This window comes from Salinispora sp. CH2A1_6 (assembly GCF_056820975.1).
The window spans coordinates 1,001,260-1,025,599 of record NZ_JBXEDG010000001.1 but is presented as its reverse complement, the minus strand read 5'-3'; the positions used below and the strand labels follow the sequence as shown (position 1 = coordinate 1,025,599).

25 protein-coding genes, 1 tRNA gene, 1 other RNA gene and 1 pseudogene are annotated in these 24,340 nt (G+C 68.7%); 6 read left to right on the top strand and 22 right to left on the bottom strand.

Going from position 1 to position 24,340, the window contains the following annotated elements; translation table 11 throughout:
• Positions 1-85 precede the first annotated feature (85 nt).
• Positions 86-685 carry a TetR/AcrR family transcriptional regulator gene (locus AC1UKG_RS04855; protein ID WP_018745919.1) on the top strand — a complete coding sequence of 200 codons (600 nt, stop codon included), beginning with the start codon at positions 86-88 and terminating at the stop codon, positions 683-685.
• Positions 686-711: 26 nt separating this feature from the next.
• Here the strand turns inward: AC1UKG_RS04855 and AC1UKG_RS04850 are convergent, their stop codons facing one another.
• The 10 genes and pseudogenes from AC1UKG_RS04850 to AC1UKG_RS04805 form a co-directional block, all read right to left on the bottom strand.
• On the bottom strand, positions 712-1,068 hold the full coding sequence (locus AC1UKG_RS04850) for a hypothetical protein (protein WP_482642670.1): 357 nt from the start codon (positions 1,066-1,068) through the stop codon (positions 712-714).
• Positions 1,037-1,315 (bottom strand): annotated as a pseudogene (locus AC1UKG_RS04845) (hypothetical protein); the annotation flags it as partial. The gene AC1UKG_RS04850 and the pseudogene AC1UKG_RS04845, both read right to left, overlap by 32 nt.
• A 58-nt stretch (positions 1,316-1,373) precedes the next feature.
• Positions 1,374-2,267: a phosphotransferase gene (locus AC1UKG_RS04840; protein ID WP_475888930.1), complete on the bottom strand. Its 894-nt coding sequence runs from the start codon at positions 2,265-2,267 to the stop codon at positions 1,374-1,376.
• 345 nt (positions 2,268-2,612) lie between these two features.
• Positions 2,613-3,014 (bottom strand): nuclear transport factor 2 family protein, encoded by a 402-nt coding sequence (locus AC1UKG_RS04835; protein WP_482642573.1) that lies wholly within the window; start codon positions 3,012-3,014, stop codon positions 2,613-2,615.
• Positions 3,015-3,258: 244 nt separating this feature from the next.
• The gene (locus AC1UKG_RS04830) at positions 3,259-3,792 is read right to left on the bottom strand and encodes a hypothetical protein (RefSeq protein ID WP_475888931.1); all 534 of its coding nucleotides are present in this window, start codon (positions 3,790-3,792) and stop codon (positions 3,259-3,261) included.
• 218 nt (positions 3,793-4,010) lie between these two features.
• Positions 4,011-4,901, bottom strand: a complete 891-nt coding sequence (locus tag AC1UKG_RS04825; RefSeq protein ID WP_018815390.1) for a polysaccharide deacetylase family protein — start codon at positions 4,899-4,901, stop codon at positions 4,011-4,013.
• A 548-nt stretch (positions 4,902-5,449) separates the two neighbouring features.
• Positions 5,450-5,683: a hypothetical protein gene (locus AC1UKG_RS04820; RefSeq protein ID WP_018815391.1), complete on the bottom strand. Its 234-nt coding sequence runs from the start codon at positions 5,681-5,683 to the stop codon at positions 5,450-5,452.
• Between the two features lie 49 nt (positions 5,684-5,732).
• Positions 5,733-6,314 carry a hypothetical protein gene (locus tag AC1UKG_RS04815; RefSeq protein ID WP_482643184.1) on the bottom strand — a complete coding sequence of 194 codons (582 nt, stop codon included), beginning with the start codon at positions 6,312-6,314 and terminating at the stop codon, positions 5,733-5,735.
• A 353-nt stretch (positions 6,315-6,667) separates the two neighbouring features.
• Complete coding sequence (locus tag AC1UKG_RS04810) at positions 6,668-7,087, bottom strand: hypothetical protein (protein ID WP_018742111.1); 420 nt, start codon at positions 7,085-7,087, stop codon at positions 6,668-6,670.
• A 378-nt stretch (positions 7,088-7,465) separates the two neighbouring features.
• Positions 7,466-7,990 (bottom strand): FtsX-like permease family protein, encoded by a 525-nt coding sequence (locus AC1UKG_RS04805; protein ID WP_475888853.1) that lies wholly within the window; start codon positions 7,988-7,990, stop codon positions 7,466-7,468.
• A 113-nt stretch (positions 7,991-8,103) separates the two neighbouring features.
• Between AC1UKG_RS04805 and AC1UKG_RS04800 the strand changes: the two genes are divergently transcribed.
• A complete protein-coding gene (locus AC1UKG_RS04800) occupies positions 8,104-8,616 on the top strand; it encodes a response regulator transcription factor (protein WP_018742109.1) in 513 nt (170 codons plus the stop codon).
• Between the two features lie 110 nt (positions 8,617-8,726).
• On the opposite strand, the gene AC1UKG_RS04795 is transcribed toward AC1UKG_RS04800, so the two are convergent.
• Positions 8,727-8,799, bottom strand: a tRNA-Ala gene (locus AC1UKG_RS04795).
• Between the two features lie 90 nt (positions 8,800-8,889).
• Entirely contained in the window at positions 8,890-9,489 is a 600-nt protein-coding gene (locus tag AC1UKG_RS04790) for a YqgE/AlgH family protein (RefSeq protein WP_018729680.1), read from the bottom strand.
• Between the two features lie 132 nt (positions 9,490-9,621).
• Here AC1UKG_RS04790 and AC1UKG_RS04785 point away from each other — a divergent pair, with 132 nt between their 5' ends.
• Positions 9,622-10,425, top strand: coding sequence for an S-methyl-5'-thioadenosine phosphorylase (locus AC1UKG_RS04785; RefSeq protein WP_482641806.1), 804 nt, complete (start codon positions 9,622-9,624; stop codon positions 10,423-10,425).
• Between the two features lie 23 nt (positions 10,426-10,448).
• Here the strand turns inward: AC1UKG_RS04785 and AC1UKG_RS04780 are convergent, their stop codons facing one another.
• From AC1UKG_RS04780 to pruA, 8 genes are all read right to left on the bottom strand, one after another.
• Positions 10,449-11,390, bottom strand: a complete 942-nt coding sequence (locus AC1UKG_RS04780) for a hypothetical protein (protein ID WP_018742107.1) — start codon at positions 11,388-11,390, stop codon at positions 10,449-10,451.
• Between the two features lie 213 nt (positions 11,391-11,603).
• Positions 11,604-11,979: a transfer-messenger RNA gene (ssrA, locus tag AC1UKG_RS04775) on the bottom strand.
• Positions 11,980-12,062: 83 nt separating this feature from the next.
• A complete protein-coding gene (gene smpB / locus AC1UKG_RS04770; protein WP_018742106.1) occupies positions 12,063-12,542 on the bottom strand; it encodes an SsrA-binding protein SmpB in 480 nt (159 codons plus the stop codon).
• 186 nt (positions 12,543-12,728) lie between these two features.
• On the bottom strand, positions 12,729-13,604 hold the full coding sequence (gene ftsX / locus AC1UKG_RS04765; RefSeq protein ID WP_018742105.1) for a permease-like cell division protein FtsX: 876 nt from the start codon (positions 13,602-13,604) through the stop codon (positions 12,729-12,731).
• Between the two features lie 58 nt (positions 13,605-13,662).
• Entirely contained in the window at positions 13,663-14,343 is a 681-nt protein-coding gene (gene ftsE / locus AC1UKG_RS04760) for a cell division ATP-binding protein FtsE (RefSeq protein WP_012181145.1), read from the bottom strand.
• 118 nt (positions 14,344-14,461) lie between these two features.
• The gene (prfB, locus tag AC1UKG_RS04755) at positions 14,462-15,583 is read right to left on the bottom strand and encodes a peptide chain release factor 2 (protein WP_018742104.1); all 1,122 of its coding nucleotides are present in this window, start codon (positions 15,581-15,583) and stop codon (positions 14,462-14,464) included.
• 260 nt (positions 15,584-15,843) lie between these two features.
• Positions 15,844-16,359 (bottom strand): PadR family transcriptional regulator, encoded by a 516-nt coding sequence (locus tag AC1UKG_RS04750; protein ID WP_018737112.1) that lies wholly within the window; start codon positions 16,357-16,359, stop codon positions 15,844-15,846.
• 155 nt (positions 16,360-16,514) lie between these two features.
• Positions 16,515-18,143, bottom strand: a complete 1,629-nt coding sequence (pruA, locus tag AC1UKG_RS04745) for an L-glutamate gamma-semialdehyde dehydrogenase (RefSeq protein WP_018742102.1) — start codon at positions 18,141-18,143, stop codon at positions 16,515-16,517.
• 271 nt (positions 18,144-18,414) lie between these two features.
• On the opposite strand from pruA, the gene AC1UKG_RS04740 reads away from it, so the two are divergent.
• Positions 18,415-19,500 carry a hypothetical protein gene (locus tag AC1UKG_RS04740; protein WP_482641807.1) on the top strand — a complete coding sequence of 362 codons (1,086 nt, stop codon included), beginning with the start codon at positions 18,415-18,417 and terminating at the stop codon, positions 19,498-19,500.
• Positions 19,501-19,574: 74 nt separating this feature from the next.
• Here AC1UKG_RS04740 and AC1UKG_RS04735 read toward each other — a convergent pair whose 3' ends face one another.
• On the bottom strand, positions 19,575-20,081 hold the full coding sequence (locus tag AC1UKG_RS04735; RefSeq protein ID WP_018742100.1) for a DUF6912 family protein: 507 nt from the start codon (positions 20,079-20,081) through the stop codon (positions 19,575-19,577).
• A gap of 215 nt (positions 20,082-20,296) precedes the next feature.
• On the opposite strand from AC1UKG_RS04735, the gene AC1UKG_RS04730 reads away from it, so the two are divergent.
• Together AC1UKG_RS04730 and AC1UKG_RS04725 are read left to right on the top strand one after the other, a co-directional pair.
• Positions 20,297-20,527, top strand: coding sequence for a helix-turn-helix domain-containing protein (locus AC1UKG_RS04730; protein WP_018729670.1), 231 nt, complete (start codon positions 20,297-20,299; stop codon positions 20,525-20,527).
• 132 nt (positions 20,528-20,659) lie between these two features.
• Positions 20,660-21,253 (top strand): Rv3235 family protein, encoded by a 594-nt coding sequence (locus AC1UKG_RS04725; RefSeq protein WP_482641808.1) that lies wholly within the window; start codon positions 20,660-20,662, stop codon positions 21,251-21,253.
• A 42-nt stretch (positions 21,254-21,295) separates the two neighbouring features.
• Here the strand turns inward: AC1UKG_RS04725 and secA are convergent, their stop codons facing one another.
• Positions 21,296-24,211, bottom strand: coding sequence for a preprotein translocase subunit SecA (gene secA / locus AC1UKG_RS04720; RefSeq protein WP_018742097.1), 2,916 nt, complete (start codon positions 24,209-24,211; stop codon positions 21,296-21,298).
• Between the last annotated feature and the right edge of the window lie 129 nt (positions 24,212-24,340).

Below are 24,340 nucleotides of genomic sequence, written 5' to 3'. Positions count from 1 at the left end.
GCGGTGTACCGAGCAGGGGTCGGGCGGGCCCGGGCGTGGGGAGTCAACAGGTGTGCACCACATCCGTGTTGTTACCGTGGTGAACATGTATGTACCCGAGGATCGCACTGCAAAGGCGATCATTCGGGATGTCGCCCTGGAGCTGTTCGGCGAGCAGTGGCCGGCAGCGGCATCACTCAAGCAGGTGGCGGAGCGGGCGCAGGTCTCCCAGTCGCTGATTATCAAACACTACGGGTCCCGTGACGGTCTGGTCGCCGCGGTGGACACGCACGTGTTGGGCCTGTTGGGCAACGCGTTGGAGGCGCTCGCCGACACCGACGGAGCCGGTCGGCCCCACCGTTTTCTCGCCTCGGCCGACGCGCTCCGGGCGCCGGCCACCACCCGCTACCTCGCGCACCTGCTCATCGGCGACTCCGCACGCTCGGTCGAGGCATACCGCAGGGTGCAGGAGTTCACCGACTCGCTGGTGCGCCGGATGACCGAGGCCGGTGCGATTGCCGAGCAGACAGACCGGGCGCAGCTCTCGGTCGTGCTCCTGGCCCACGAACTGTCGATCATTCTGTTGCGGGATCGCATCGCTGACGTGCTCGGCGCGGACCCGGTGGGCCGCGACGGCCTTCGCCGCTGGTGGGACACGATCGACCAGCTCTACTCGGGTACGGCGATCCGGAAGCCGTCCGGCTGACCACCGGGGGCGTGACACCGCCGCGTTCAGTGGCGTGCGGCGTTACGCCGCAGCAGCCAACCGGCGAGCACGACGAGCCCGGCGAGCGCGATCAACACGTACAGGTTGCTGTACACCAGGCCGAGGCCGGTGAAGTGCAGGTCCCAGCCGCCCGGCGCGGCCAGCACCCAGCTGGTACTGGCCACCAGCGCGAGCCAGACCACGCCGAGCGCGGCGGCCCCGAGACGGTGACCGTGCCGGCGGCAGCGGTCGGCGAGCAGCACCAGCGCGGGCACCCACCAGACCCAGTGGTGGTGCCAGGAGACCGGGGAGACCAGCAGCCCGGTGCCGGCGCACGCCAGCACCGCGACCAGCCACCGGCACTGCGAGGAGGCGGAGACCACACGCGATCACCAGGTAGACAGCGGCAGTCCAGCGGAGTCGCCCGCAGACGGCCACGACGGCGATCACCACCGGGCCGGCCACCACCTCGGCCGCCAAGCGCAGCAGTGCTGTGTTGCTCCTATGCGCCCGTTGGTCAGCACCGGCAACCTGGGTGATGTCGGAATCGGGCCAAGATTCGACGCTGATGTCGAACCACCACCGGAGCAGCACCAGCGCGCCGAGGAGCCATGCCACCGTCAGCAGCACGACGGCGCCTGACGCCCAGGGTGCCGCAGGCCGACGATCCATGCCGACAGGAACGAACTCAGCCAGATGCCTCCGGCTGGGGCAACCCAAGCACCGTCGCCATCCATGGCAACGCCACCCGCAACTGACGCAGCTGGAACTCGCGAACCAGCGGCAGCTTTGGCAGGAGGGGCAGGCCGGCGCGGCTGGCGAAGAATCCGGCGACGAGCGTGACCACCGTCGGATCAGGGTCGGTGAGCACCGCCGAGGGCTGCGGCCCACCTTCGAGGGTGAGACTCGGCAGCCAGAAGGCGAGATCGAACTGCGGATTGCCGAGGGCCGCGTGGTTCCAGTCGAACAAGACCGGCTGGTTACCACGGAAGCAGAGGTTGTCGCTGCGGACGTCGAGATGGACTATCGAGTCCCCATCCAGGCCGGCGAAGTCGGCGACGGCGAGAATCGCCGGCAGGCACTGGTGCAACCACTGCGGCGTGCAGAGACCCAACGCCAGGAACTGCGCCGGATTGTGGGCGATTTCAGGCCAGCCACCCTGGCCGTACCAGGTCTGTGAAGCGGAGAGCAGGCCGTCGGTGGCGGGTCGGCCCGCGATGTCGCGCAACGTGTCCTGTACCGCCCGCAGCTGCTCCGAGGTCCAGGGTGGGGGCCAGGTCGAGGCGGAGAGATCCTCCAGCACGAGCACGGGTAACTCCCCGTCGTCATGCCAACCGATCAGCTCCGGCATGAACGGCCCGTGGAGCTGTTCGTAGACCTGGTGTTCACGGCGGAGCCAGACCGCGCCCGGCTCGTCGTCGGCGTGCTTGGCGAAGACGGTCCGGCTGTCGTCCAAGCGTACGAGCCACCGCCGGTTGTTCGCATATCCCTGGCGGACGGGTACTGCGTGCACCACCTGGTGGCCGGTTGCGCGCGCGATCCGCTCCACCTCGTCACCGGCCAGCACCGCGTCTGCCTGCACCGGGTCAAGGTAGCAGCCGGTCAACCGATTCAGGTCGCAGTTTCAGCACCGCAGGCGGCAATGGACTACCCGGTCAAGGTCCCACCTATATGGATGCGTGTACACCCGCCGGAACCACTTTTTCTGCATTGCGTAGCTGTTGGTCGGTGGGAGCGGGTACTGGCCGGGGTGCTGGGGTGCCCCCTGGTTTGCTACCGAATTCGGGGCCGATCGCGGCCCGCACGGCCGCCGCCGGGCGTGGGGCGAAAAGATCGTTATTGCCCCCCGTGGCCGGGCAGCTGTCCAGACGGCCAAAGATGATCTTGTCTATCGGGACTTCTCCGAGCGTTAGTCTTCAAGGGCCGGCTACGTCGCGGGGAAGGGTGGCGTGAAGTACCCGCTCAAGGACGTGATCCGCTCGGACTCGTCCACCTCGTACACGAACACGCCGTCGTATCTGACTACCTCGCCTCCAGGCAGCGTGACGGAGACTGACGCCACCTTCGCCGTGGCCTGGGACGAGGGGTATTCCTCGCGCACGACGAAGCGCACGTCCTGGGCGGGCTCGACCAGTGAGTCCCAGAACTGCGCTAAGGCGGCATGCCCCCGGAAGCCCTTGCCGTGCGGGTCAAGCGACGAACCACCGACCGGGTCGCGCAGCAGCGCGTCCTCGGCGAAGCAGTCGAGCCACGCGGCCCGGTCCTTTGCCGTGACAGCACGCATGGCGCGGTCGGATACGGACTTGGCCGGCGAGGTCTTACCGGTCATCTCTGCTCCTCTGCATCGCGCATGGCAACTTGCCGTCCGTTGTATACCAGGCTGCTTGCATTCACACACGCGAGTTTTCGGCTACGTCGCCTGCTACGGTGCGCCGCTACCGACGAGCAAGCCGACGGCTGATTGCGGCAGTCTCTACAGACCGGCGACCCGAGGCGTCGGCGTAGGCCTTGTACTGGCCCTGGCAAGATTTCGTAGTCGGAGATCGCCAGGGTCTCCTGCGCCGGTGACCGGCTCAGGCTTCCTTGTTGTCGACCCAACGGCAGAACGGGTCCGCGGTGTCCTCGTCGCCCATCTCGGCGGGCTCCGGCACGATCTCCAGCCCGGTCGTCGGGGCGGTGACACCGAAGGTGCGGTACAGCCAGTTCCGGTAGGGCGCATTGACGATCTCGTGGTCGGCGTCCCACGGCTCAGGCGGCGCGCCGAACTCCTCGTTCCAGCAAATCTCCCGGTAACCGATCGCTAGCAGCCGCAGAAAGTCGACCGCATCGTCGGCGAGCACACACGTCATCATCGAACCGCTGCCCGAACCGAGATGAACGATCCTGACTCGTCCCTCACCGTCACGCCACAGCGCGGCCATCGAACCTTCGCCGCCGGTCTGCGCGAACGGCCACAACCGTGCGGCCGGATCTGGGACCGACTCGTCAAACCATGATCGTGCGTACGAAAGGGTCTGCTCGGCGGTATAGCCACACAGCTCAATCGAGGTGCCCACCCAGCCGTTGTCACTCAACGAGCCGTACAGATCCCCGTCGTGCCCCTTCACCACGAAACCCTGCTCGTCGACCAGGCGACGAGCAGGCGCAGCGGCTCCGGCAGGTCGAAGCCGTCCGGCACCCGGGCCAGCGTCGCCTTGAGGAAGTCACCCACGTTCGGCAGCGTACGAGATCACCTCGTCCGGGTGCGGCGGTGCGAACCGCGCGGTAACGGGCTCGGGGGTGTGCGCCGCGAGGAGGGAGGGTTCCAGGGCGCGGGCCGTCGCGCTCAGTTCTGATCACCGGGGCGTGGGTTACGGGCCGCGTATTCGGTGGCGATCTCGTCGAAGGTGGCCCACCGCGCACCCTCATGCTGGTTGATGTGTTCGATCAGCCGCTCGAGCATCAGCAGTACCTGCGGACGCCCCGACACGTCGGGGTGGATGGTGAAGGTGACGACGCCGTGGTCCAGCTCCCGGTGGACCCAGTCGAACTGGTCACGCCACAACTCCTCCAGGTGTCGTGGGTTAACCCAGCCATGACTGTTGGGGCTGGCCTTGATGAACATCATCGGTGGCAGGTCATCGAGGTACCAGTTCGCCGGAATCTCGATCAGATCGGTCTCCTCGCCGCGGACCAACGGCTTCATCCAGTCGCGCGCGCTCCCGGCGTAGTCGACCTTGGTCCAGGTGTCCCCCGCCCGAACCCGGTAGACGGTGAAGTCGTCGTGCATCAACGAGTGGTCGTACCGGATCCCCCGCTCGAGCAACAGCTCGTGCGTGGCGGGCGAGAACTCCCACCAAGGAGCGGCGTACCCGGTGGGGCGTCGCCTGGCTGCCGCCTCGATCAACTCGATACACCGGTCCAGGACCGCGGCTTCCTGGGTCGGACTCATGGCGAGCGGGTTCTCGTGGCTGTAGCCGTGGAGAGCCACCTCATGGCCGGCGTCCACGATCTGCTGAACCTGGTCGGGGAACGTCTCGATGGAGTGTCCAGGTATGAACCAGGTGCTCGGAAGGTCGTACCTCCGGAACAGTTTGAGCAGACGCGGCACGCCGACCTCACCGGCAAACATGCCTCGGGAAATGTCGCCGGGCGAGTTTCCGCCACCGTACGACCCCAACCAGCCTGCAACCGCGTCCACATCCACGCCGAACGCGCACAGAGTTTCCTTCGACATCGCGGTCTTCCTCCACCGTGCGCCTCGAAGAACCGGCAGCCGAGGATGTCGTCCTCGATTGTTCACCGCTTTGTATACCGAGCAGCGATTCGACTCAATATAACGATCAGCACGGCATAACCGCTAGTAGCCTAGCTAGTCGTAGCTTCCAGCTCGGAACCGACGGCAACGCTGGTCAAGCAGCGGCACGAGCGACACCCGTCGCCCTGCGGTAACGGGCTCTGACCAGCGCTGCCGTTGGTTTTCGGCCGACTATTACGGCTAGGCCATCGTGAGTAGCCCCAGGAGTTGCCGGGGCACCGTTGGATTCGGTGCGGGCATGATCGCGCGCGGCTTGCGCCGCGGCGGTGAGGTCCGGCCAAGCGGTACCGAATGGCGAGGGCCGGTCACCGTCGTACACCCGAAACGGCGTGGTCGGCTGGATAGCGGTGCCGAGAACGCCGCGAGCGGCGATCCGGCCGTCGGCGGCCAACTGCAACGCGACCGCCGCGGCGTGCAGCATCGGTAGGGGTACTTGATGTGCACGCCGCCGATGTCTGCCTCGCGCATCAGATGACCTCGCCGGGCTGATACCGGTTGGCCCCGACGGTCCCCCGGATCGCGGTGAGGCCCCGGTCAGGGCGGTAGTCGCCATCGATGATTTCGACGCCGAGGGATCGGTCCAGGCGGCTCAGGCCGACTGCCCAGCCGGGCAGCGGGATAAGCCAGTCCGCGGCGAGCAGGCGGCCTTCGACTCGCCCGGATACGGCTGTTGGCCGGCACCCGTGTCGGGTGCCGGCCAACAGCTTCTTCCCCCTTGTGCGGGTTAGATCTATCGGGTGCTGCGGTGGGTCAGCTGGTCCAGTGCTCGGCGACGAGGTCGGCGGCCTGGGTTTCCCACTGGGCGTAGTGGAACGGGTAGGCCGACACCTGGACCTTCTGGGCGGCTTCGGTCAACGGGAGTTCCTGCCAGCCGTCGACCTGCTTGAGGCCGTTGAGGAAGGCGGTGGTGGAGTACTCGGGGTCGGTGATCTGCTCCACGCTGCCCCAACCGGACGAGGGGCGCTGCTGGAACAGGCCCTGCGAGTCGTGGTCGTTACGCGCACCCAGGTGACCCAGGTTCTCCAGCTTCGACTCCTGCAAGCTGGTAGCGATCGCCACCACGGCGGCGCGTTCGTCCATGCCGGCCTTCTTCGTGGCCTCGATGATCGCCTTCACATTCGATACCTGCTCGTCGCCCAGGTCGATGCGGGACTGCTTGCCCTGGGTGCCGTGCGGGATCAGCGTGTCCATGTCCGGCTTGTCCACCTGCACGGCAGCGGCGGCGGCGGGGGTGGTGTCGGTGAGGGTGGCCAGGGGGCCGGCGACGACACCGGTGGACAGGGCCAGACCAGCGATACCAAGCACACTACGACGCAGAATCGTGTTCACCATGAGGGTTGCTCCATTCGGGGGTCGACACCCATCACGCACGCCCGAAGGGGGTCAGGCGGCAACAGGGTGCAAGCACCGTCCGGCGCTCAAAGAACAGGAAAGAAAAGATCGGCTACCGCGGTCCGGGGACACGCACGGCGCCGGGTCCAGATGTAACGACCGGCGGACCGCCACCATTCCGGGGCTCACGCACGCCCGGCATCCGCCATCGGCGAGGCGCTTCCACGGCCGTACGCAGGGTGTAACGCCCCGACGGCCGCCGAGATTCCACCACCACCGTGCCCCCGACCACACCCCACACCGGCATCAACCAGACGTCAGTGACGTGAGGTTCCCACCTCACCTGGGGAACATCAACCGCCCAGTTGGGGTGAACCGAGTTCCTTCCGCAGCTGGCGGACCAGGTTCCGGAAGGCTGTTTCCGCCGCCGTGTGCTGGGTCTTGTCAGAGTCCGGGCCGAGGCGGTAGAGCGCCTCCGCGACATCATTCGCCAGTGAAACTGTCCGAGCGGTGCACAAGAGGGTAAGAGTCGAACGAGAGACTTGCATCGTCCTCCGCCACTCCCGCCGATCGTCCTGATCCATGCCCTGCTCGCCCACCGTCCAATACTTGTTGAGCAGGTACCGCGTGCTGGTGACGTAGTCCACAGCTCCGCGAAGCGTCTGATCACGGAGCCAATGCCGACGCTCACGCTTCGCTTGGAGCCAGGCGCCGATCGCCAGCACGACGAGGCTGGCGAGAGCGCCGAAGCCCGCCGCAGCAAGATTCCCCATGGGCGTCGAGCGTACAAACACAGCGAAACCAGGGCCAGGTCCAGTGGTTCGCCTGGGGTGTCCGCTCCGGCGGCCCAATGCACTCCGAGGCCTGGGCGAACCGGGCCACCAGGGCGTCGGCGGTCCTTTCCCGGCCGCCGTCTCAGCCGCGTCGTAGCCATCGAAGAAGCCGGCCCAGGCAGGGAGCATCTCGTCCGCGTGCGGCACGTAGGGCACATGGTCGATGAGCTCGGCCGCCTCGGCGACCGACGCGTCCGCCATTGTTTGGCGATCTCACGGGCGCCCGCCGGGGCCCGCGGCGAGGCCGAATGCCACACCGCGTCGATCGGTAGCCGGGCGAGCCGCCGGCCCAGGAGGTCGGCCTGCTGAACTCCGACGTTAGCGCGTCAGGCCCTGCGCAGGGGCGATCCGTGTCGCCCGCCGGGCCGGCGCCACGCTGGCCAGCACCCCGGTCACGACAGCCGCGATCAACAGCAGAGCCAGCTGCGCCCAGGGCAGCCGGATGACCGGTGTGGCCGTCGTGCCTACGGTGGCGGTCACCCCGACCAGGCCCACCGGAACGCCGATCACGACACCGGTGGCGGCACCGACCAGCGTGATGGTCACCGCCTCGATCGCGAGCACCGCCCGCAACCGTCCGCGCCGGGTGCCGAGCGCCCGCAACAGGGCCACCTCCTGCGTACGCTCGATGACCGACAGGCCCAGCAGGTTCGCGATGCCGAGCAGCGCGATGATCACAGTCACGCCAAGCATCGCGAGCGACAGCCCGAGCAGGATGGCGAGCACGTCGGCGATGTCGCTGCCCTCGGTGATGCCGCCGCCCAGCTCCACTCCCGGGTCACGGGCCACGACTGCGTTCGCTTTGTCGGCAAGAGCGGCACGGTCGAACCCGGGACGTGCCACCCCCCAGACCTCCGTGGGGACCGCCGTCACACCATGGGCCGTGAGCGTGTCGGCGGAGGTCACACCGAGCAGCTGACCGGTGGTGTCGGCTAGTCGGGAGGCGCGGGCCCACGGTGGCCCGTCCAGTGGTGGCTGCCACGGCAAGACAGGCGATCAGGGCCGAGCCGACCACCACGGCCATCGCGGCCGCGGAGGTCCGCCGGGCGTTCTGGCTCAGGCTGCTCCCGGCCAGGCCGGCGGCGACTCCGAAGCGCTCCAGCAGCCTCAGCGCCGGAGCCAGTGGCTACCTGCTCAAGGACGCGACCGCCGAAGGACTCACCGCAGCCATCCGCACTGTCCACCGAGGCGGCTCGGTCATCGCGCCCTCGACCACCCGACGGCTGCTCGCCAGTCGGACCGAGCCAGGGCCAACCCGGACGACCGCCGCCATCGATGGGTTCACCGGCCGGGAACGCGACGTGTTCGACCTGATCGTGGCGGGAGCGAGCAACGCCGAGATCGCCCAGCGGCTGCATCTCGCCGAGGTCACCGTAAAGACGCACGTCGGCCGGGTGCTGGCCAAACTCGGCGTCCGGGACCGCGTCAACATCGTGATCTGGGCCTACCGCAACGGCGCCGTCCGCTGAACAAGGAGTCGTCCCCGTGTTCAAAATCCCCAAGGCCACGACAATGCCCCCGCCCGAAACGGACGAGGGCACCTCGAAATAGCCACCGGTTCGCACAATAGTGCGGTCGGTGGAGCCGAGGGGACTCGAACCCCTGACCCCCACACTGCCAGTGTGGTGCGCTACCAGCTGCGCCACGGCCCCCTGTGCATTACCCGGTCGCCCGGGCACGGGAGAACTATACACACGACGGCCGGCACGGTCAGCGCGCGGGGTACCTGTCACCGCGCCGGCTCAGTTGAGCGCCACGTCCGCCGGGAAGTGCGCCACCGCCGCCATCATGCCGCCCTGTCGACGCAGCACCATCGGCCACAGGTCGTCCGGACGATCGACGAAGGCGTCCCCGGGCAACGCGTCCAGGACGAACCAAGATCCACCCGCGATCTCCTGCTCCAGCTGGCCCGACTCCCACCCGGAGTAGCCGGCGAAGACCCGGATGCCGGCGATGCTCTCCCGCAGCTGCGCCGGGTCCACCGTCAGGTCGAGCGTGCCGACCGCACCGGAGATCTGCTGGAAGCTCTTCATCGGGCGTAGCGGGGGGCGCATGCGGGCGAGACAGATCGCCGAATCCGGCTGCACCGGGCCCCCTTCGAAGACCACGGCGGGGTCGCGGGCCAACTCGCCCCAGTCGCCGAGCACCTCCGCCACCGGAATCTCGGTGGCCCGGTTGAGCACGACGCCCAGCGCCCCGCCCGGCTCGTGGGCGACCAGCAGCACCACGGTCCGGTCGAAGTTCGGATCCTTCAGCGTCGGTGCCGCGACCAGCAACCGCCCGGCCATCGACTCCGTCGCCCGCCCGTCGATCGCCCGCCCCTCTTCCTGCATGTCGGACATCCCGTCAGTCTGACCGTGCCCGGACAACCGGGGACACCGGTGCCAGCCGCCCCGTCAACGCCATGCCTGGCACCATAGCCTGCTGCTGGGTCGCTGGCTAAGGTCTGACGCGACAGAGACGAGGGAGGTTCGGTGAGTCCCACGGCAGAACTCGCGGTGATCGGCGGGTCGGGTCTGTACGCCCTGCTCGACGACGCCACCGAGCATGTAGTCGACACCCCTTACGGGCCGCCGTCCGACGCGGTCACCATCGCGGAGGTCGCCGGCCGCCGGTTGGCGTTCCTGCCCCGGCACGGCCGGGATCACCGGCACCCGCCGCACCAGATCCCCTACCGGGCCAACCTGTGGGCGCTGCGCTCGCTCGGGGTCCGCCAGGTGCTCGCCCCCTGCGCGGTCGGCGGCCTGCGCCCGGAGCTGGGCCCCGGCACGTTCGTCGTGCCCGACCAGCTGATCGACCGCACCAGTGGTCGGGCGCAGACCTACTACGACCGGGGCGCCGTGCACGTCTCCTTCGCCGACCCGTACTGCCCGGTCGGGCGGCGTACGCTGCTCGCCGCCGGCGCCGAGTGGGGCGTGCCGGCGGTGGACGGTGGGACGGTGGTGGTCGTCGAGGGTCCCCGCTTCTCCACCCGTGCCGAGTCGCGCTGGTTTACCGCCCTCGGCGGAACGGTGGTCAACATGACCGGCCACCCGGAAGCCGTGCTCGCCCGGGAACTGGCTCTCTGCTACTCGTCGATCGCGCTGGTCACCGACCATGACGCGGGCGTGCCGGGCGGCGGATCGGTGACCCAGGAGGAGGTGTTCCGGGTTTTCGGCGAGAACACCGCCCGCCTCCGAGAGCTGCTCTTCACCGCGGTGGCCCAGCTGCCGACGGATCGGGACTGCGCCTGTGGGGCAGCCTTGGACGGCATCAAGCTTCCCTTCGCGCTGCCCTGATCCGGGCGGCGGGCCATCGCCGGTCAGCCGGTGGTGAGCCGCAGCGGCCCGCCGCCGAGCACGTCGAGGACGGTCCGCTCCCCGAGCGGGGCGGCGAGCTGCACCGTCACCGGTTCGAGCAGGAGCTGCTCGGTGCAGACACCGGTGCTGCGGGTCACCGCGCCGCCGACCACCACGACGTCATCCTGTTCGTAGACCAGTGGGGTGAGGCCGGTGTCGCACGCACCGATGCCGAGCCGTACGGTCAGCGTCGCGTCGCCCACGGCGCGCAGGTCCAGCGCCCCGACCAGTTCCAGGGGCAGTGGCGCGGTGGGTGCGACCGGCTCCGGCGGCACTCCGACGGCGGTCGGGGCGACCGCGAGCCGGGCCACCGGGGCGGTCAGCTCGTCAATGGTGAAGAGCCAGGCCGGGACCACAGCCTCGCCTCGGCTGGTCCGCACCGGCACGCTGGCCAGCTCGACGGCGGTGACGGTGAGCGGGATGCAGGCGGTCTGCGGCGAGGTGCTCACCCCGGTGTCCGGCCCGTCGGCCGGCGCCGGTGGGGTGGCCGGGTTCGTCGGCCGCCCGCCGCACTCCGGCGGGTCGCCCCGATCGAGTTCCCGGTACGCCTCGGCGGCGCTGACCAGCGGCACGGTGAGGGTGCCGGAGGGGAACTGGATGGTGCCGTCTTCGGGCTGCTCCTTCGGCAGCGGGATCTGATCCCGGTACCAGCCGGCCCGGAAGGCGGCCTGAGTGTCGGGGGTGAATCCGGGATTTCCGACGGTCATGGTCGGTTCCTGGAGTGGGATGTATCCGTCGCTCCACTCCGCTGCGGGCTGCCACGCGGCGGTGATCTGGGCGGCCCGTTCGTCGAACACCGCCTGCCGGCCGGTCGGCGCGGGGTCGCCGGCCGGCTCCGGAACGGCCGGCGCGCAGCCGGCGGCCAGCAGCAGGGTCAGGCTCAGGGGGACGATTACTCGACGCATACTTCTCGGACGCTCGGTGCCGCGCACCGGTTCCAGGCACCGGAGACACTCGTCGCCGGCAGCGACGCCAGGGGCTGGTCCCACCCGGCGGCACCCACCGGAGCGGTGGCGCCGGGAACGGCACCGGGACGACGGTGCCCGGCGGCAGCGGGGTCTCCAGGCCAGAAACGCCGGTGCGCCCCGGTCCGGGTGGACCGGGGCGCACAGGTCAGGTGGTGGAGGTGCCGGGAATCGAACCCGGGTCCTTCGCCGCCTTGCCAGGGCTTCTCCGAGCGCAGCTCGCTGTGCCTCTACTCGGCCCCTCCGATCACGCGAGCGAGTCGGTGTGACGGGCCCAGTCGCTGATTAATCTCGCCGCACGGCCCCCGCGACCGGGTCCGATTGGCCAGCCTCCTAGCTGATGCCGGCTAACTGGGTCGAAGGCACTCCCAGGCCGACAGACTTGCTACTCGCCTCAGGCGGCGAGAGCGAAGTCAGCGCGATTCTGCTTGGCGCTTATTGTTTTCCAACGAACGATTTCCGAGACGACGTTGGCTTCCTCGGCTCGCTTCCCCTGCCGCAACGTACGAAGTCGAAACCAGTCACCCCCTCAACGGACCGCCCCTGTTGGCGGCACCGACAAGCCTAACGCCTGACGCAACGGGTTTCATCCCGCCCCGGCCGGGCGCCAGCTCAGTCGTCCATCCCCTTGCCCCGCCGGCCGGCGGCCCGGGCGATCTCCCGTTGCGCGTCCCGCTTGGCGAGGTCCTGCCGCTTGTCGTACGACTTCTTGCCCTTGGCGACACCGATCTCGACCTTTGCCCAGCCGTCGGAGAAGTAGACCTGCAGCGGGACGATCGTGAGCCCACTCTCCCGGGTCTTGCCGATCAGCCGGTCGATCTCGATGCGGTTGAGCAGTAGTTTGCGAGTGCGTCGGGGCTCGTGGTTGGTCCAGGTGCCCTGCACGTACTCCGGGATGTGCATCCCGTGCAGATACAACTCGCCGTTGCGCTCCTGAGCGAAGGCGTCCACCAGCGACGCCCGCCCCGCCCGCAGCGACTTGACCTCGGTGCCGGTCAACGCCATGCCCGCCTCGTAGGTGTCGAGGATCGAGTAGTCGTGCCGGGCCTTCCGATTGGAGGCGACGACCTTCCGCCCCTTCTCCCGTGGCATCGGCGCCACCTCCCTTCCTGGTCGCTGCGCCCTTGGAGCCGAACAGCCTGCTCGCTGCGCCCCCGGGTCGGACAGCGGCGATCATCCTACCGGAGCGCACGGGCTCTCCCGCGCCGATTATTCCGGTGCGGGAGAGCCCAGGCCCGACAGGGTGCGCGGGCGGCCCTGACGGCCGCCCTGCGGGCACTAGACCCGCAGGTAGAAGCGGAGCGTGACCCAGGCGGTGATCGCGCTGATGATGCCTCCGACGGCGGCCATCAGGGGGAAGGCCAGCAGCACCTCGCCCCAGCTGACCGGCGCCAGGAGCCCTTGGAGGGCCTTCAGCGCACCGTCGAAGAGGAAGGCCTTCAGGCCGGCGAGGGCACCGAGGCCGAGCAGGGATCCGATCAGGCCGGCGACCACGGCTTCCAGGACGAAGGGCGCCTGGATGAACCAGTTCGACGCGCCGACCAGCTTCATGACCGCGACCTCGCGCCGCTTGCTGTAGGCGGCGACCTGGATGGTGTTGGCGACCAGGAGCAGTGCGGCGACAGCCATCGCGATCGCCGCGACGAGGGCGATCTTCTGACCGGCGGAGAACAGGTCGAAGATCTTGTCGAGTACGCTGGACTTGTCGATCACCTGGTCGACGCCCTCGATCCCGGCGTACCGCTCCCCGATCGCCTCGTACTCCTGCGGGTTCACCAGCTTCAGCCGGTACGACTCCGGCAGCACTTCTGGATTAATCGCACTGAGCAGGTCCGGGGAGTCCCGGAACATCTCCTCGAAGACCTCGTACGCCTCTTCTTTGTTGACGTACGTGACGCTCTCGATCAGTGGGTCGGCATCTAGCTCGGCCTGGATCGCTGTCTTCTGTTCCTCGGTGACCTCGGTCTGGAGGAAGATCGAGACCTCGATGTTCTCGAAGTACAGCTCCTTCATCTCGGCGACCTTGACGTAGATCAGGCCGCTGGCGCCGAGCATGGTCAGCGAGACCGCCATCGTAATGATCATTGCGATGGTCATGGTCACGTTGCGCCACAGTCCGACCAGGACCTCGGACAGGACGTATTTCAAGCGCATCGAAGATTCCTCCGCGTCTCCGGCAGGTGGTGGTCGTCAGTCGGGTGGGAGCGCCGGCTCACCCGTAGACGCCGCGAGCCTGGTCGCGGACGATCCGACCGCTCTCGATCTCGATGACCCGGCGGCGCATCTGATTCACGATGTTCGAGTCGTGGGTAACCATCACGACGGTCGTACCGGTGCGGTTGATCCGGTCCAACAGACGCATGATCTCGATGGAGGTGTCCGGGTCGAGGTTTCCGGTCGGCTCGTCCGCGAGCAGGATCAACGGACGGTTCACGAACGCCCGCGCGACCGCCACCCGCTGCTGCTCACCACCGGAGAGCTCCTGCGGGTAGCGGTGCTCCTTGCCACCAAGCCCGACCAACTCCAGCACCTCCGGCACCACCCGACGGGCGACCGCCTTGGTCTTGCCGATCACCTCGAGCGCGAACGCCACGTTCTCGTAGGCGGTGCGGTTCGGCAGCAACCGGAAGTCCTGGAACACGCAGCCGATCGAGCGTCGGAAGGCGGGCCGCTTCCAGGAGCGCATCGACGTAACATCCTTGCCGTTCACGACGATCCGGCCCTTACTGGGCGCAACCTCGTGTAGCAGCATCTTGATGATGGTGGACTTGCCGGAGCCGGATGGGCCGATGAAGAAGACGAACTCGCCCTTCTCGATCGCGACGGACACGTTGTCGAGCGAAGGCCGGGACGCCTTCGGGTACGTCTTCGTCACTTGCTCAAGCTGAATCACGGGTCGTGAGTCTACGCGGTGTAACCGATGTGCCAAATCCCGCGCCCCTCAATTCTGGGGCACGTCGTCGATTTGCCTGCACTCACGATATTCGATGACGCGCTGCGCCCACGATCGGTCACTCTTTGTCATCAGCAAGCTGCTGCTGCTTTCGCCACCGGATACCGGCCTCAATGAAGGCGTCCAACTCACCATCGAAGACCGCGGAGGGAGTCCCGGTCTCCTGCTCAGTTCGAAGGTCCTTCACCATCTGGTACGGATGCAGAACATATGAACGCATCTGGTCACCCCAGGAGCCGGCGGCGTCGGTCTTCAGGCCCTGAAGTTTGGCCTGCTCCTCCTGGCGCTTGCGCTCCAGCAGGCGGGCCTGGAGGACGCGCAGCGCGGACGCCTTGTTCTGCAGCTGGGACTTCTCGTTCTGACAGGTGACCACGATGCCGGTCGGGATGTGGGTGATCCGCACCGCCGAGTCGGTCGTGTTCACGCTCTGCCCACCGGGGCCGGACGACCGGTAGACGTCAAAGCGCATCTCGTTCTCGGGGATGTCGATGTGATCGGTCTGCTCCACCACCGGCAGCACCTCGACCCCGGCGAAGCTGGTCTGTCGCCGACCCTGGTTGTCGAAGGGGCTGATCCGGACCAGCCGGTGGGTGCCCGACTCGACGCTGAGCGTGCCGTACGCGTACGGCACCTTGACCGTGAAGGTGGCCGACTTGAGCCCGGCCTCCTCGGCGTACGAGGTCTCGTAGACCTCGGTGGGGTAGCCGTGCCGCTCGGCCCAGCGCAGGTACATCCGCAGCAACATCTCAGCGAAGTCCGCCGCGTCCACACCACCGGCACCGGCGCGGATCGCCACCAGCGCCTCCCGGGAGTCGTACTCGCCGGAGAGCAGGGTGCGGACCTCCATCTCGTCGATGGCCTTGGCCAGCCCGGCGACCTCCGTCTCGACCTCGGTGAGGGCGCCCGGGTCGGACTCCGCCTCGGCCAGCTCCAGCAACACCTTGGCATCGTCGAGGCGAGAACGAAGCTCAGCGAGCTTGTTGATCTCCCCATTCACGTACGACAGCTGCGAGGTGACCTGCTGCGCCCGAGCCTGGTCGTCCCAGAGGTCGGGGGCGGAGGCGGCCTCCTCCAGACGGGCCTTGTCCGCCCGAAGCCGGTCGATGTCGAGCACCGACTCGATATTGCGAAGAGTGGCGTCGAGGTCCTTGAGCTGTTCGGCGTAGTCGGCATCGGTCACGACAGACAAGACTACTGCGCGGGCGAGGAGCGAGCTTGCGAGCCCCGCAGCCCACGCCCAACAAACCCAGCGCGGGCGAGGAGCGAGCTTGTGGAGCAGGCGCGAGCTTGCGGAGCAGGCGCGAGCTTGCGCCACGCAGCCCACGCCACACCCACCCCACGGCGAGGCGGGGCCTTCATCGGGGGCGGTCCCGGCCGGGGCAGGGCTTACTGCCCGGCCTGGGTACTGGGTTCATTCCGGGCCGGGGGACTGCTGCCGGGTCAGCTGACCGAGGCGGACTTGAGCCAGGAGAGAGCGGCCTTGTGGTACGCGACGGCGAACTCCAGGGCACTGGCGTCGTACGTTTCGCCTTCTTTCTTCGCGTTCTTTACCTGCTCCCGAACCCGGGCCAGGGCCTCCGTGTGATACTCGTTCGCCGCCGTCTGAAGGTTCTTGAGCTGACTGGCCGAGTGCAGGTTCCCGAAGGCGAACCGTAGCGCGATCGGGTTTCGAATGGTGTCCCGACCCGGCTCCTCCGTCAGCCATCTGGAGAAGGTTCGTTTACCCGCAGCGGTGATCGCATACGGCTGACTCATCCGCGGCCCCGGTTTACCGAGCCGCACCAGCCCCTTTTCGGCCAGCACGGGCAGCTCTCGGTAGACCTGGCTGCGGGTCATTGACCAGTACGGCGCCAACCGGCGCTCGGCGGCGGCCATCAGTTGACCACCTGTCATCGGGCCCTCGTGAAGCAGCCCGAGCAGGGCCGCCGCCGTGGGATTGACTCCGGAATCCGCCATGCCTCTCACGCTGCCACTTTGCGGTCGCGGCGTCCAGGATTTCACGTTTTCGGCACCCATCAGGGCTTCCTATGTGCACTGTCCACCGATATGGAGTGGATGAAAGGACCCCTTCCCCACGCCGGGCGGTCGACGTGGCGAAGGGGTCCTTCTGGTTAGTCCATGTGGGGATAGGTGTGGCCGGTCGGCGGAACGAAGGTTTCTTTGATCGTGCGTGGTGACATCCACCGGACCAGGTTCTGCCAGGAGCCGGCCTTGTCGTTGGTGCCACTGGCGCGGGCGCCGCCGAACGGCTGCTGACCCACTACCGCACCAGTGGGCTTGTCGTTGATGTAGAAGTTGCCGGCCGCGTACCGCATCCGCTCGGCGACCCGATCAACCACCTGCCGGTCATTGGCGAAAATGGCGCCGGTCAACGCGTACGGCGCGATCGACTCGGCCTGAGTGACCACCTCGTCGAAGCGGTCGTCGTCGAAGACGTGCACGCCGAGGATCGGGCCGAAGTACTCGGTGGTGAAGGTCTCGTGGGCGGCGTCGGTGCACTCGAAGAGTGTCGGCCGAACGAAGTAGCCGATTGAGTCGTCAGCGGTGCCGCCGGCGACAACCTGGCACGAGTCATCCCCTGAGATCAACTCCAGGGCGGCGGTGTGCCGCGCGTACGCCTTGGCGTCGATGACGGCACCACCGAAGTTACTGAAATCGGTGACGTCGCCGTAGGTGAGCGCCTCCGCGGTGGCGGCGAGCCGGTCGCGCAGCCCACCTGCCCACAACGACCGTGGAATGTACGCGCGGGAGGCCGCGGAGCACTTCTGCCCCTGGAACTCGTACGCGCCCCGAATCAGGGCGGTGTGCAGCGCGTCCACATCAGCGCTGGGGTGGGCGACCACGAAGTCCTTGCCGCCGGTCTCGCCGACCAGCCGTGGGTAGGTCCGGTAGTGAGCGATCTTCTCGCCGACGGTCCGCCAGAGCTGTTGGAAGACCTTGGTGGAGCCGGTGAAGTGGATGCCGGCCAGGTCCGGGTCGGCCAGCACCACGTCGGACACCTCCACACCCCGCCCGGTGACCATGTTGATCACGCCGGGGGGCAGGCCTGCCGCCTCGAAGAGCCGCATCGTGAAGTGCGCGGCGAACTGCTGGGTGGGGGCCGGCTTCCAGACCACTGTATTGCCGAGCAGGGCCGGGGCCGAAGGCAGGTTGCCGGCGATCGCGGTGAAGTTGAACGGGGTGATCGCGTAGACGAAGCCCTCGAGCGGACGGTGGTCGAACCGGTTCCAGGTGCCCGACGAGGAGAGGGGCTGCTCGGCGAGGAGTCGGCGAGCGAAGTGGACGTTGAACCGAAGGAAGTCGATAAGTTCACAAGCCGAGTCGATCTCCGCCTGGAACGCGGTCTTCGACTGGCCGAGCATCGTGGCGGCGTTGAGCGTGTCCCGCCAGGGCCCGGCGAGCAGGTCAGCGGCGCGGAGGAAGATCGCTGCCCGCTCCGCGAACGGCAACGCCCGCCACCCGGGCGCCGCGTCCTTCGCGGCCTGCACCGCGGCCCGAGCGTCATCGTGGGTGGCGTGGGCGGTGACGCCCAGCACATGCGCGTGTCGGTGGGGCTGCACCACGTCGATCGAGGCACCGCCGGCCATCCGTTGCTCGCCCGCGATGGTCATCGGCAGGTCGATCCGGTCGCTGGCCAGCTCGACCAGCCGCCGTTGCAGCCGGTCCCGGTCGGTGTCCCCCGGCGCGTAGGCGCGTACCGGCTCGTTGCGGGGCTCGGGCACGGAGAAGACGGCGTCCATCAAAAGGCTCCTGGGGCATTCGTGGCAGTGGGGGTAGCGGACCCGCGGAGCGTCGGCCGGGTGGCCGGACGCCGAGCACCGGGGCCGCAGGGGCCCGTTACGGCGGCGGGACCGCGACTGATTCTCCCACGTTTGGACCCTCTTCCCCACCACCCAACCCTCCCCGCACCGGCGGACACGGCTCCCGGCCGAACGGCGAACGACGCGTACCCTGGTGGGCCGGTGAACCACCGGCCGCGCCGTGGGCCGGGTGCCGGTCGAAGGGACGACGATGACGAAGCAGCCCGGCGACTCCGCCACGGAGCCGACGCAGGCGCGCCCGGACGCGGACGAGGCGAGCCCGGCACACCTGGACGCAGCGAGCCGGGAGCAGCGGGGCGCAGCGGGCCCGGAGCTCCCGGACGCGGCGGACCCACTCACGGCCGGCCCGCCGGCGGCGGCAACGGCCGGCCTACCCACCCCCGGCGCGCCGACGCTCGGCCTGCTGGCTCTCGGCTGGCTGGCCGCCATGCTCTGGTCCACCCGTGCCGTAATCGACTCGGCGGCAGCCGGAATCACCGCGATCAGCCTCTCCGCCTTCGCCCTACCCGGGGTGATCTCGGCCGCGCTCGTCGCCGGCACCGCCTTCGCGCTGTTCGGGGCGGAGCTGCTCGCCCATCGGGGTCGGGACCGGAGCACCCTGCGCTTTGTCGCGGCGGTCGCCAGCGGGCTGCTGATCGGGCTCGCCGCCGCCTTCGCCATCAACCTGACCTACGCTGACACCGGCACCACCAACGTGATCGCCGGCACTACCGCCGCCGCCGCCATCATCGGCGGGGGCATCGCCGCGACGCGGACCGCCCCGGTAGTTGGCGCGGTGGTGGCCGCCGGCCTCGGCACGCTCGTCTTCGTCGTGGCGTTCAGCTGGGCACGGGACCCACTCTTCGACCTCTTCGGCGCGGGCGACACCCAGGAGTCGCTGCTCAGCGCCGCGAAGTGGGTCTCCCGTACCGAGTCCCTGCTCGCCGGCCTGGTGGCGGGCCTGTTGGCCTTCGGCTACTTGACCTGGTCCCGACGCCGTGCGGCGCACCTCGGCGATCGGCCCAGCCTGCGCTGGCCCGCCTACCTGATCGCCGGGGCCGGCCCCGGCCTACTGCTGCTCGTCGCCGAGGTGATCCTGCGGATCGGGGGACGGCGGCTGCTCGACCTGGCTGGCGCGCTGAGCGAAGCGGACGCCGTGGCACAGACCTCTCTCGGCACCTCCCGGGTGGACAACGGGATCTGGGTGCTCTTCGTCGGCGCGCTGACCGCGATGATCGCCTTCGGCCGGACCCTCGGACCTGCCCCGCTGGACGAGGACGACCCGGACGGGGAGTGAGCCGCACCGGCCGGAGGACGTTCGAGGTCAGCCGGAGCAGCTCCGGGGGCGGCCAACCACGTCGAGCCGCTGGGCTAGCTCAAGCCGAGGAGCTGGTCCAACTCCGTGATGTCGTACCACTCCAGCTCGTGGTCTTCGGCCCCGTCAACGGTGAACTGCGCGTCCGGGTCACCGCCGAGCGCCTCGGTCACCACCCGGGCTGCGGCGGCGATGTCGTGGACCGCGTCCGTCCCGTCCACGTGGATGGCGGCCACCGCCCCCACCGGCACCGGGCCGGCCAGCTCGACCGTGCTGGACCCCAGGTCCGCGTCGCCCGGTACGGGGGTGGCCGCGGGCAGATCAGCCGAGACGACGACCCGGCGGCGTGGTGCCGCATCGTCGGCCTGCAGGAGTTGGAGCGCATCCTGGGCGGCCCGGGTGAAGGCGACGTACTCCAACTCCTCCTCGTCCCCCTCGGCGTACCACTCGCGCAGCGCCGGGGTGACCGCGTGCGCGGAGGCCGCGGGGAGCCCGGCCGTCCGCAGCAAAGTCAGCATCGGCACGGTCGCCGGGACATACACCCGGACATGCTCTTTGGTCACCGGTTCTCCCTGGGTTCAGCTCCACCGGCGGACGCCGGTCTGGGGGCGCTGGTCATGCCGTACGCCGTGACTGTCATACACCCCGGACGGGCTCGACGAAAGTGGGGTTCCCGGAGTGTTTCCGAGCGCACTCCCGGCGCCCCATTGGACCCTGCTGCCGTTGCGCCTCCGCTGGTGGCAAACTGAGGCAAACGCAGCCAACTCAGGGAGTTTGTGTGGCGGAGCCGAGGTTTCTGCTGCTGTCCGAGGTCGCCGCCGAGCTGAACGTGTCGGACTCGCAGGTCTACCACATGGTACGTAGCGGCGAGCTGCCGGCGATCAAGATCGGCGGACGCGGTCAGTGGCGGGTGGAGCGCGTACGGCTGGAGGAGTACATCAACCACAAGTACGCGGAGACCGCCGAGTGGGTTCGGGACAACCCCCTCGTCGAACGGGAGCCGGAGTAGCCGGCCCGAGCCGGCGTCGACATCCCCCACCGCCCGCCCATCCACAGGCATTGACCATCCCCTCCTTGATCCTCCAGAATCATGGTCTGCCGTAGGCAAACGAAAGCAAACACAAGGATCTGGAGGGCCGGGATGACTGCCGTCCGCCGCCCCGAGCCGACTCGTCCCCCGGTCCGGCTTCGCCCGGCCCCGTCAATCGACCCGCCCTACGTCGAAGATGACCCCGCCAGCTGGCCGATCGAGGGCCAGCTGGCGCTCGACCTGTTCCAGCCCGGCCCAGGCCCGCTGACCCGCCCACCCGGTCAGCGCCGCGGGGCCGGAGCGGGCCCGCCCGGGCCCCGGCGCGTCCCGACCCGGTTGCCCGCCACGACGCCGGCCACCGCCACCCCGGAGGCGACCCGGGTTGCGCATCGGTTCGTCACCACCTGCCTGGAGGTGATCAACGGCTATCGGCCCCACAGCCAACTGCGGCGACTGCTTGACCCCACCCAGGCGGCCGAGCTGGCGGCCGAGCTGACCCACGCCACCGCCCGCGCGGGGCCGGTGCGACGCCGCTCCTCCCGGCCCGGCACGCGCCTACGCCGGCTGCGGGTATGTGAACCGCGAGACGCGGCCGTCGAGGCAGCCGCCGTACTGGCCGGGCCAGCCGGCAGGACCTGGGCGATGGCGATCCGCCTCGAACGGCGTCGCGGCAGCTGGCTCTGCACCGCTCTCAACGTTCTGTGAAAAGGTGCGCACGCAACGCGTGCACACCTTTTCACAGGTCGGTCAGGCGCCGCCGTTGGGCGAGCCATGGCAGCGCTTGTACTTACGGCCCGAGCCACACGGGCACGGCGCGTTGCGCGATGGCCCATTGCCGCCCTCGGCCTGCCCCGGCGCCGCCCGGCGGGCGGTGCCGGCGGCGACGGCATGGCCACGCCCACCGCTGCCTCGCCGCTGCGGGGCGGTGGGAGCGGTCTGCCCGGGGGCAGCCGGAGCGGTCATGGCAGGACGCCCCTCCTGCGGTGCCGCCTCGTCCGCCCGCTCGACGGCGACCGAGCCGCGCCCGGCCTGCCCGTCGATAGTCGGCGCAGAGTATTGCAGGCCCTGCTGTTGCGGCGCGCGGCCAAGGCCCTTGGCCCGGACCTCGACCGGCTTCTCCAGGAGCTTGACCTCGTCGGCCGCCGGCTCCGGCTCCTGAACCTGCACGTCCAGGTTGTAGAGGAAGCCGACCGTCTCCTCCTTGATGCCGTCCATCATGGTGGCGAACATGTCGAAGCCCTCGCGCTGGTACTCCACCACCGGGTCCCGCTGGGCGTAGGCCCGAAGGTTGATGCCCTCCTGGAGGTAGTCCATCTCGTAGAGGTGTTCACGCCACTTGCGGTCGATCACCTGGAGCAGGACCATCCGCTCAAGCTGGCGGACACCCTCCGTGCCGAGCTGCTCCTCGCGGCGGTCGTACGCGGCGTTCGCGTCCTCCTTGAGCCGGCTGAGCAGGAAGTCGACATCGATGCTCGCCCTGGATCCGCCGGCCTCCTCCTCCAGCTCCTCGATGGTGATGCCCACCGGGTAGAGCTGCTTGAGGCTGGACCAGAGCTGCTCGAAATCCCAGTCCTCGGCGTAGCCCTCCGCGGTGGCGCCGCGGACATACGCCTCGACGACGTCGTCGATCATGTTCCGGACCTGGTCCGACAGGTCCTCGCCGTTGAGCACCCGAAGCCGCTCAGCGTAGATCACCTGCCGCTGCTTGTTCATGACCTCGTCGTACTTCAGGACGTTCTTGCGGAGCTCGGCGTTCTGGGACTCGATCTGCGACTGCGCGGTCTTGATCTGGCGCGTGACCATCTTCGACTCGATGGGCACATCCTCCGGGATGTTGAAGCGCTCCATGACGGCCTCGACGGCGCCGGAGCGGAAACGCTTCATCAACTCGTCCTGCAGCGACAGGTAGAAACGGGACTCACCCGGGTCGCCCTGGCGGCCCGACCGGCCGCGCAGCTGGTTGTCGATCCGCCGGGACTCGTGCCGCTCAGTGCCCAGCACGTAGAGGCCGCCGGCGGCGGAGACCTCCTCCGCCTCGGCGTCGCAGGCCTGCTTCCAGGTGGGCAGGACCTCCTCCATCGCCTTGGCGTACTCCTCCTCGTGCTCGGCCGGGTCGAGCCCGCGCTGGCGCAGCTCGTTGGCGGCGAGGAACTCGGGGTTACCACCGAGCAGGATGTCGGTGCCGCGGCCGGCCATGTTGGTGGCGACGGTGACCGCACCCTTGCGACCGGCCTGGGCGACGATCTCCGCTTCGCGGGCGTGGAACTTCGCGTTCAGCACCGAGTGCGGGATGCCCCGGCGGCGCAGGAGCTGCGAGAGGATCTCGGAATTCTCCACCGAGACCGTGCCGACGAGCACCGGCTGGCCGGCGTGGTGCCGCTCGACGATGTCGTCAACGACCGCATTGAACTTGGCCTTCTCGGTCTTGTAGATGACGTCGGAGCGGTCCTCCCGGACCATCGGCCGGTGCGTCGGGATCGTCACCACCCCGACCTTGTAGACCTTGTTGAACTCGCCCGCCTCGGTCTGGGCGGTACCGGTCATCCCGGCGAGCTTCGCGTAGAGGCGGAAGTAGTTCTGGAGGGTGATGGTCGCGAGGGTCTGGTTCTCCTGCTTGATCTCCACCCCCTCCTTGGCCTCGATCGCCTGGTGCATGCCCTCGTTGTAGCGACGCCCGTGCAGAATGCGGCCGGTGAACTGGTCAACGATCAGGACCTCGCCCTCGCTGACGATGTAGTCCTTGTCCCGCTTGAAGAGTTCCTTCGCCTTGATCGCGTTGTTCAGGTAACCGACCAGCGGCGTGTTGACCGACTCGTAGAGGTTGTCGATGCCGAGCCGGTCCTCGACCTTGCCGACTCCCCGCTCCGTCACTGCGACCGTGCGCTTGGCATAGTCGACCTCGTAGTCGCCCTCACCGTCCTTGCCGGCCTGGAGCCGGGCGACCACCGCGGCGAACTCGCCATACCAGCGGGCGGAGTGTTCGGCCGGACCGGAAATGATCAGCGGGGTGCGGGCCTCGTCGATCAGGATCGAGTCGACCTCGTCCACAACGGCGAAGTTGTGGCCTCGCTGGACCAGGTCCTCCTTCGACCAGGCCATGTTGTCGCGCAGGTAGTCGAAGCCGAACTCGTTGTTGGTGCCGTAGGTGATGTCGCACTCGTAGGCGGCGCGATGCTCGGCGGCGGGCCGGTTGGGCAGCACGACGCCGACGGTGAGCCCGAGGAACTCGTGCACCCGGCCCATCCAGGCGGCGTCCCGCTCGGCCAGGTAGTCGTTGACCGTGATCACGTGCACGCCCTCGCCGGAGAGCGCGTTGAGGTAGACCGGCATGACCGAGGTGAGGGTCTTCCCCTCACCGGTCTTCATCTCGGCGATGTTGCCGAAGTGCAGCGCCGCGCCACCCATCACCTGGACGTCGTACGGGCGCTGACCAAGCACCCGGGCAGCGCCCTCGCGACAGACCGCGAACGCCTCGGGCAACAGGTCATCAAGGGTCTCGCCGCCCTCCAACCGCTCCCGGAACTGCGCGGTCATCTCCCGCAGCTCGTCGTCGGTGAGGTTGACGTAGTCGTCCTCGATCGAGTTGACGGCGGCGGCAATCGCCTTGAGCCGGCGCACCAGGCGCCCCTCGCCCGCACGGAGGACCTTTTCCAGAATCGACACGGATCAACGCTCCCCTAGACAGTCTCGAACCATCGTAGGCGTTCCATCGCGGCGATGGTCACTGGTGGCGGGGTCCGTTCCGCCGAAACAGACATAACGCACTCGGCCTGAGCGGGTGGGCCTAATCCG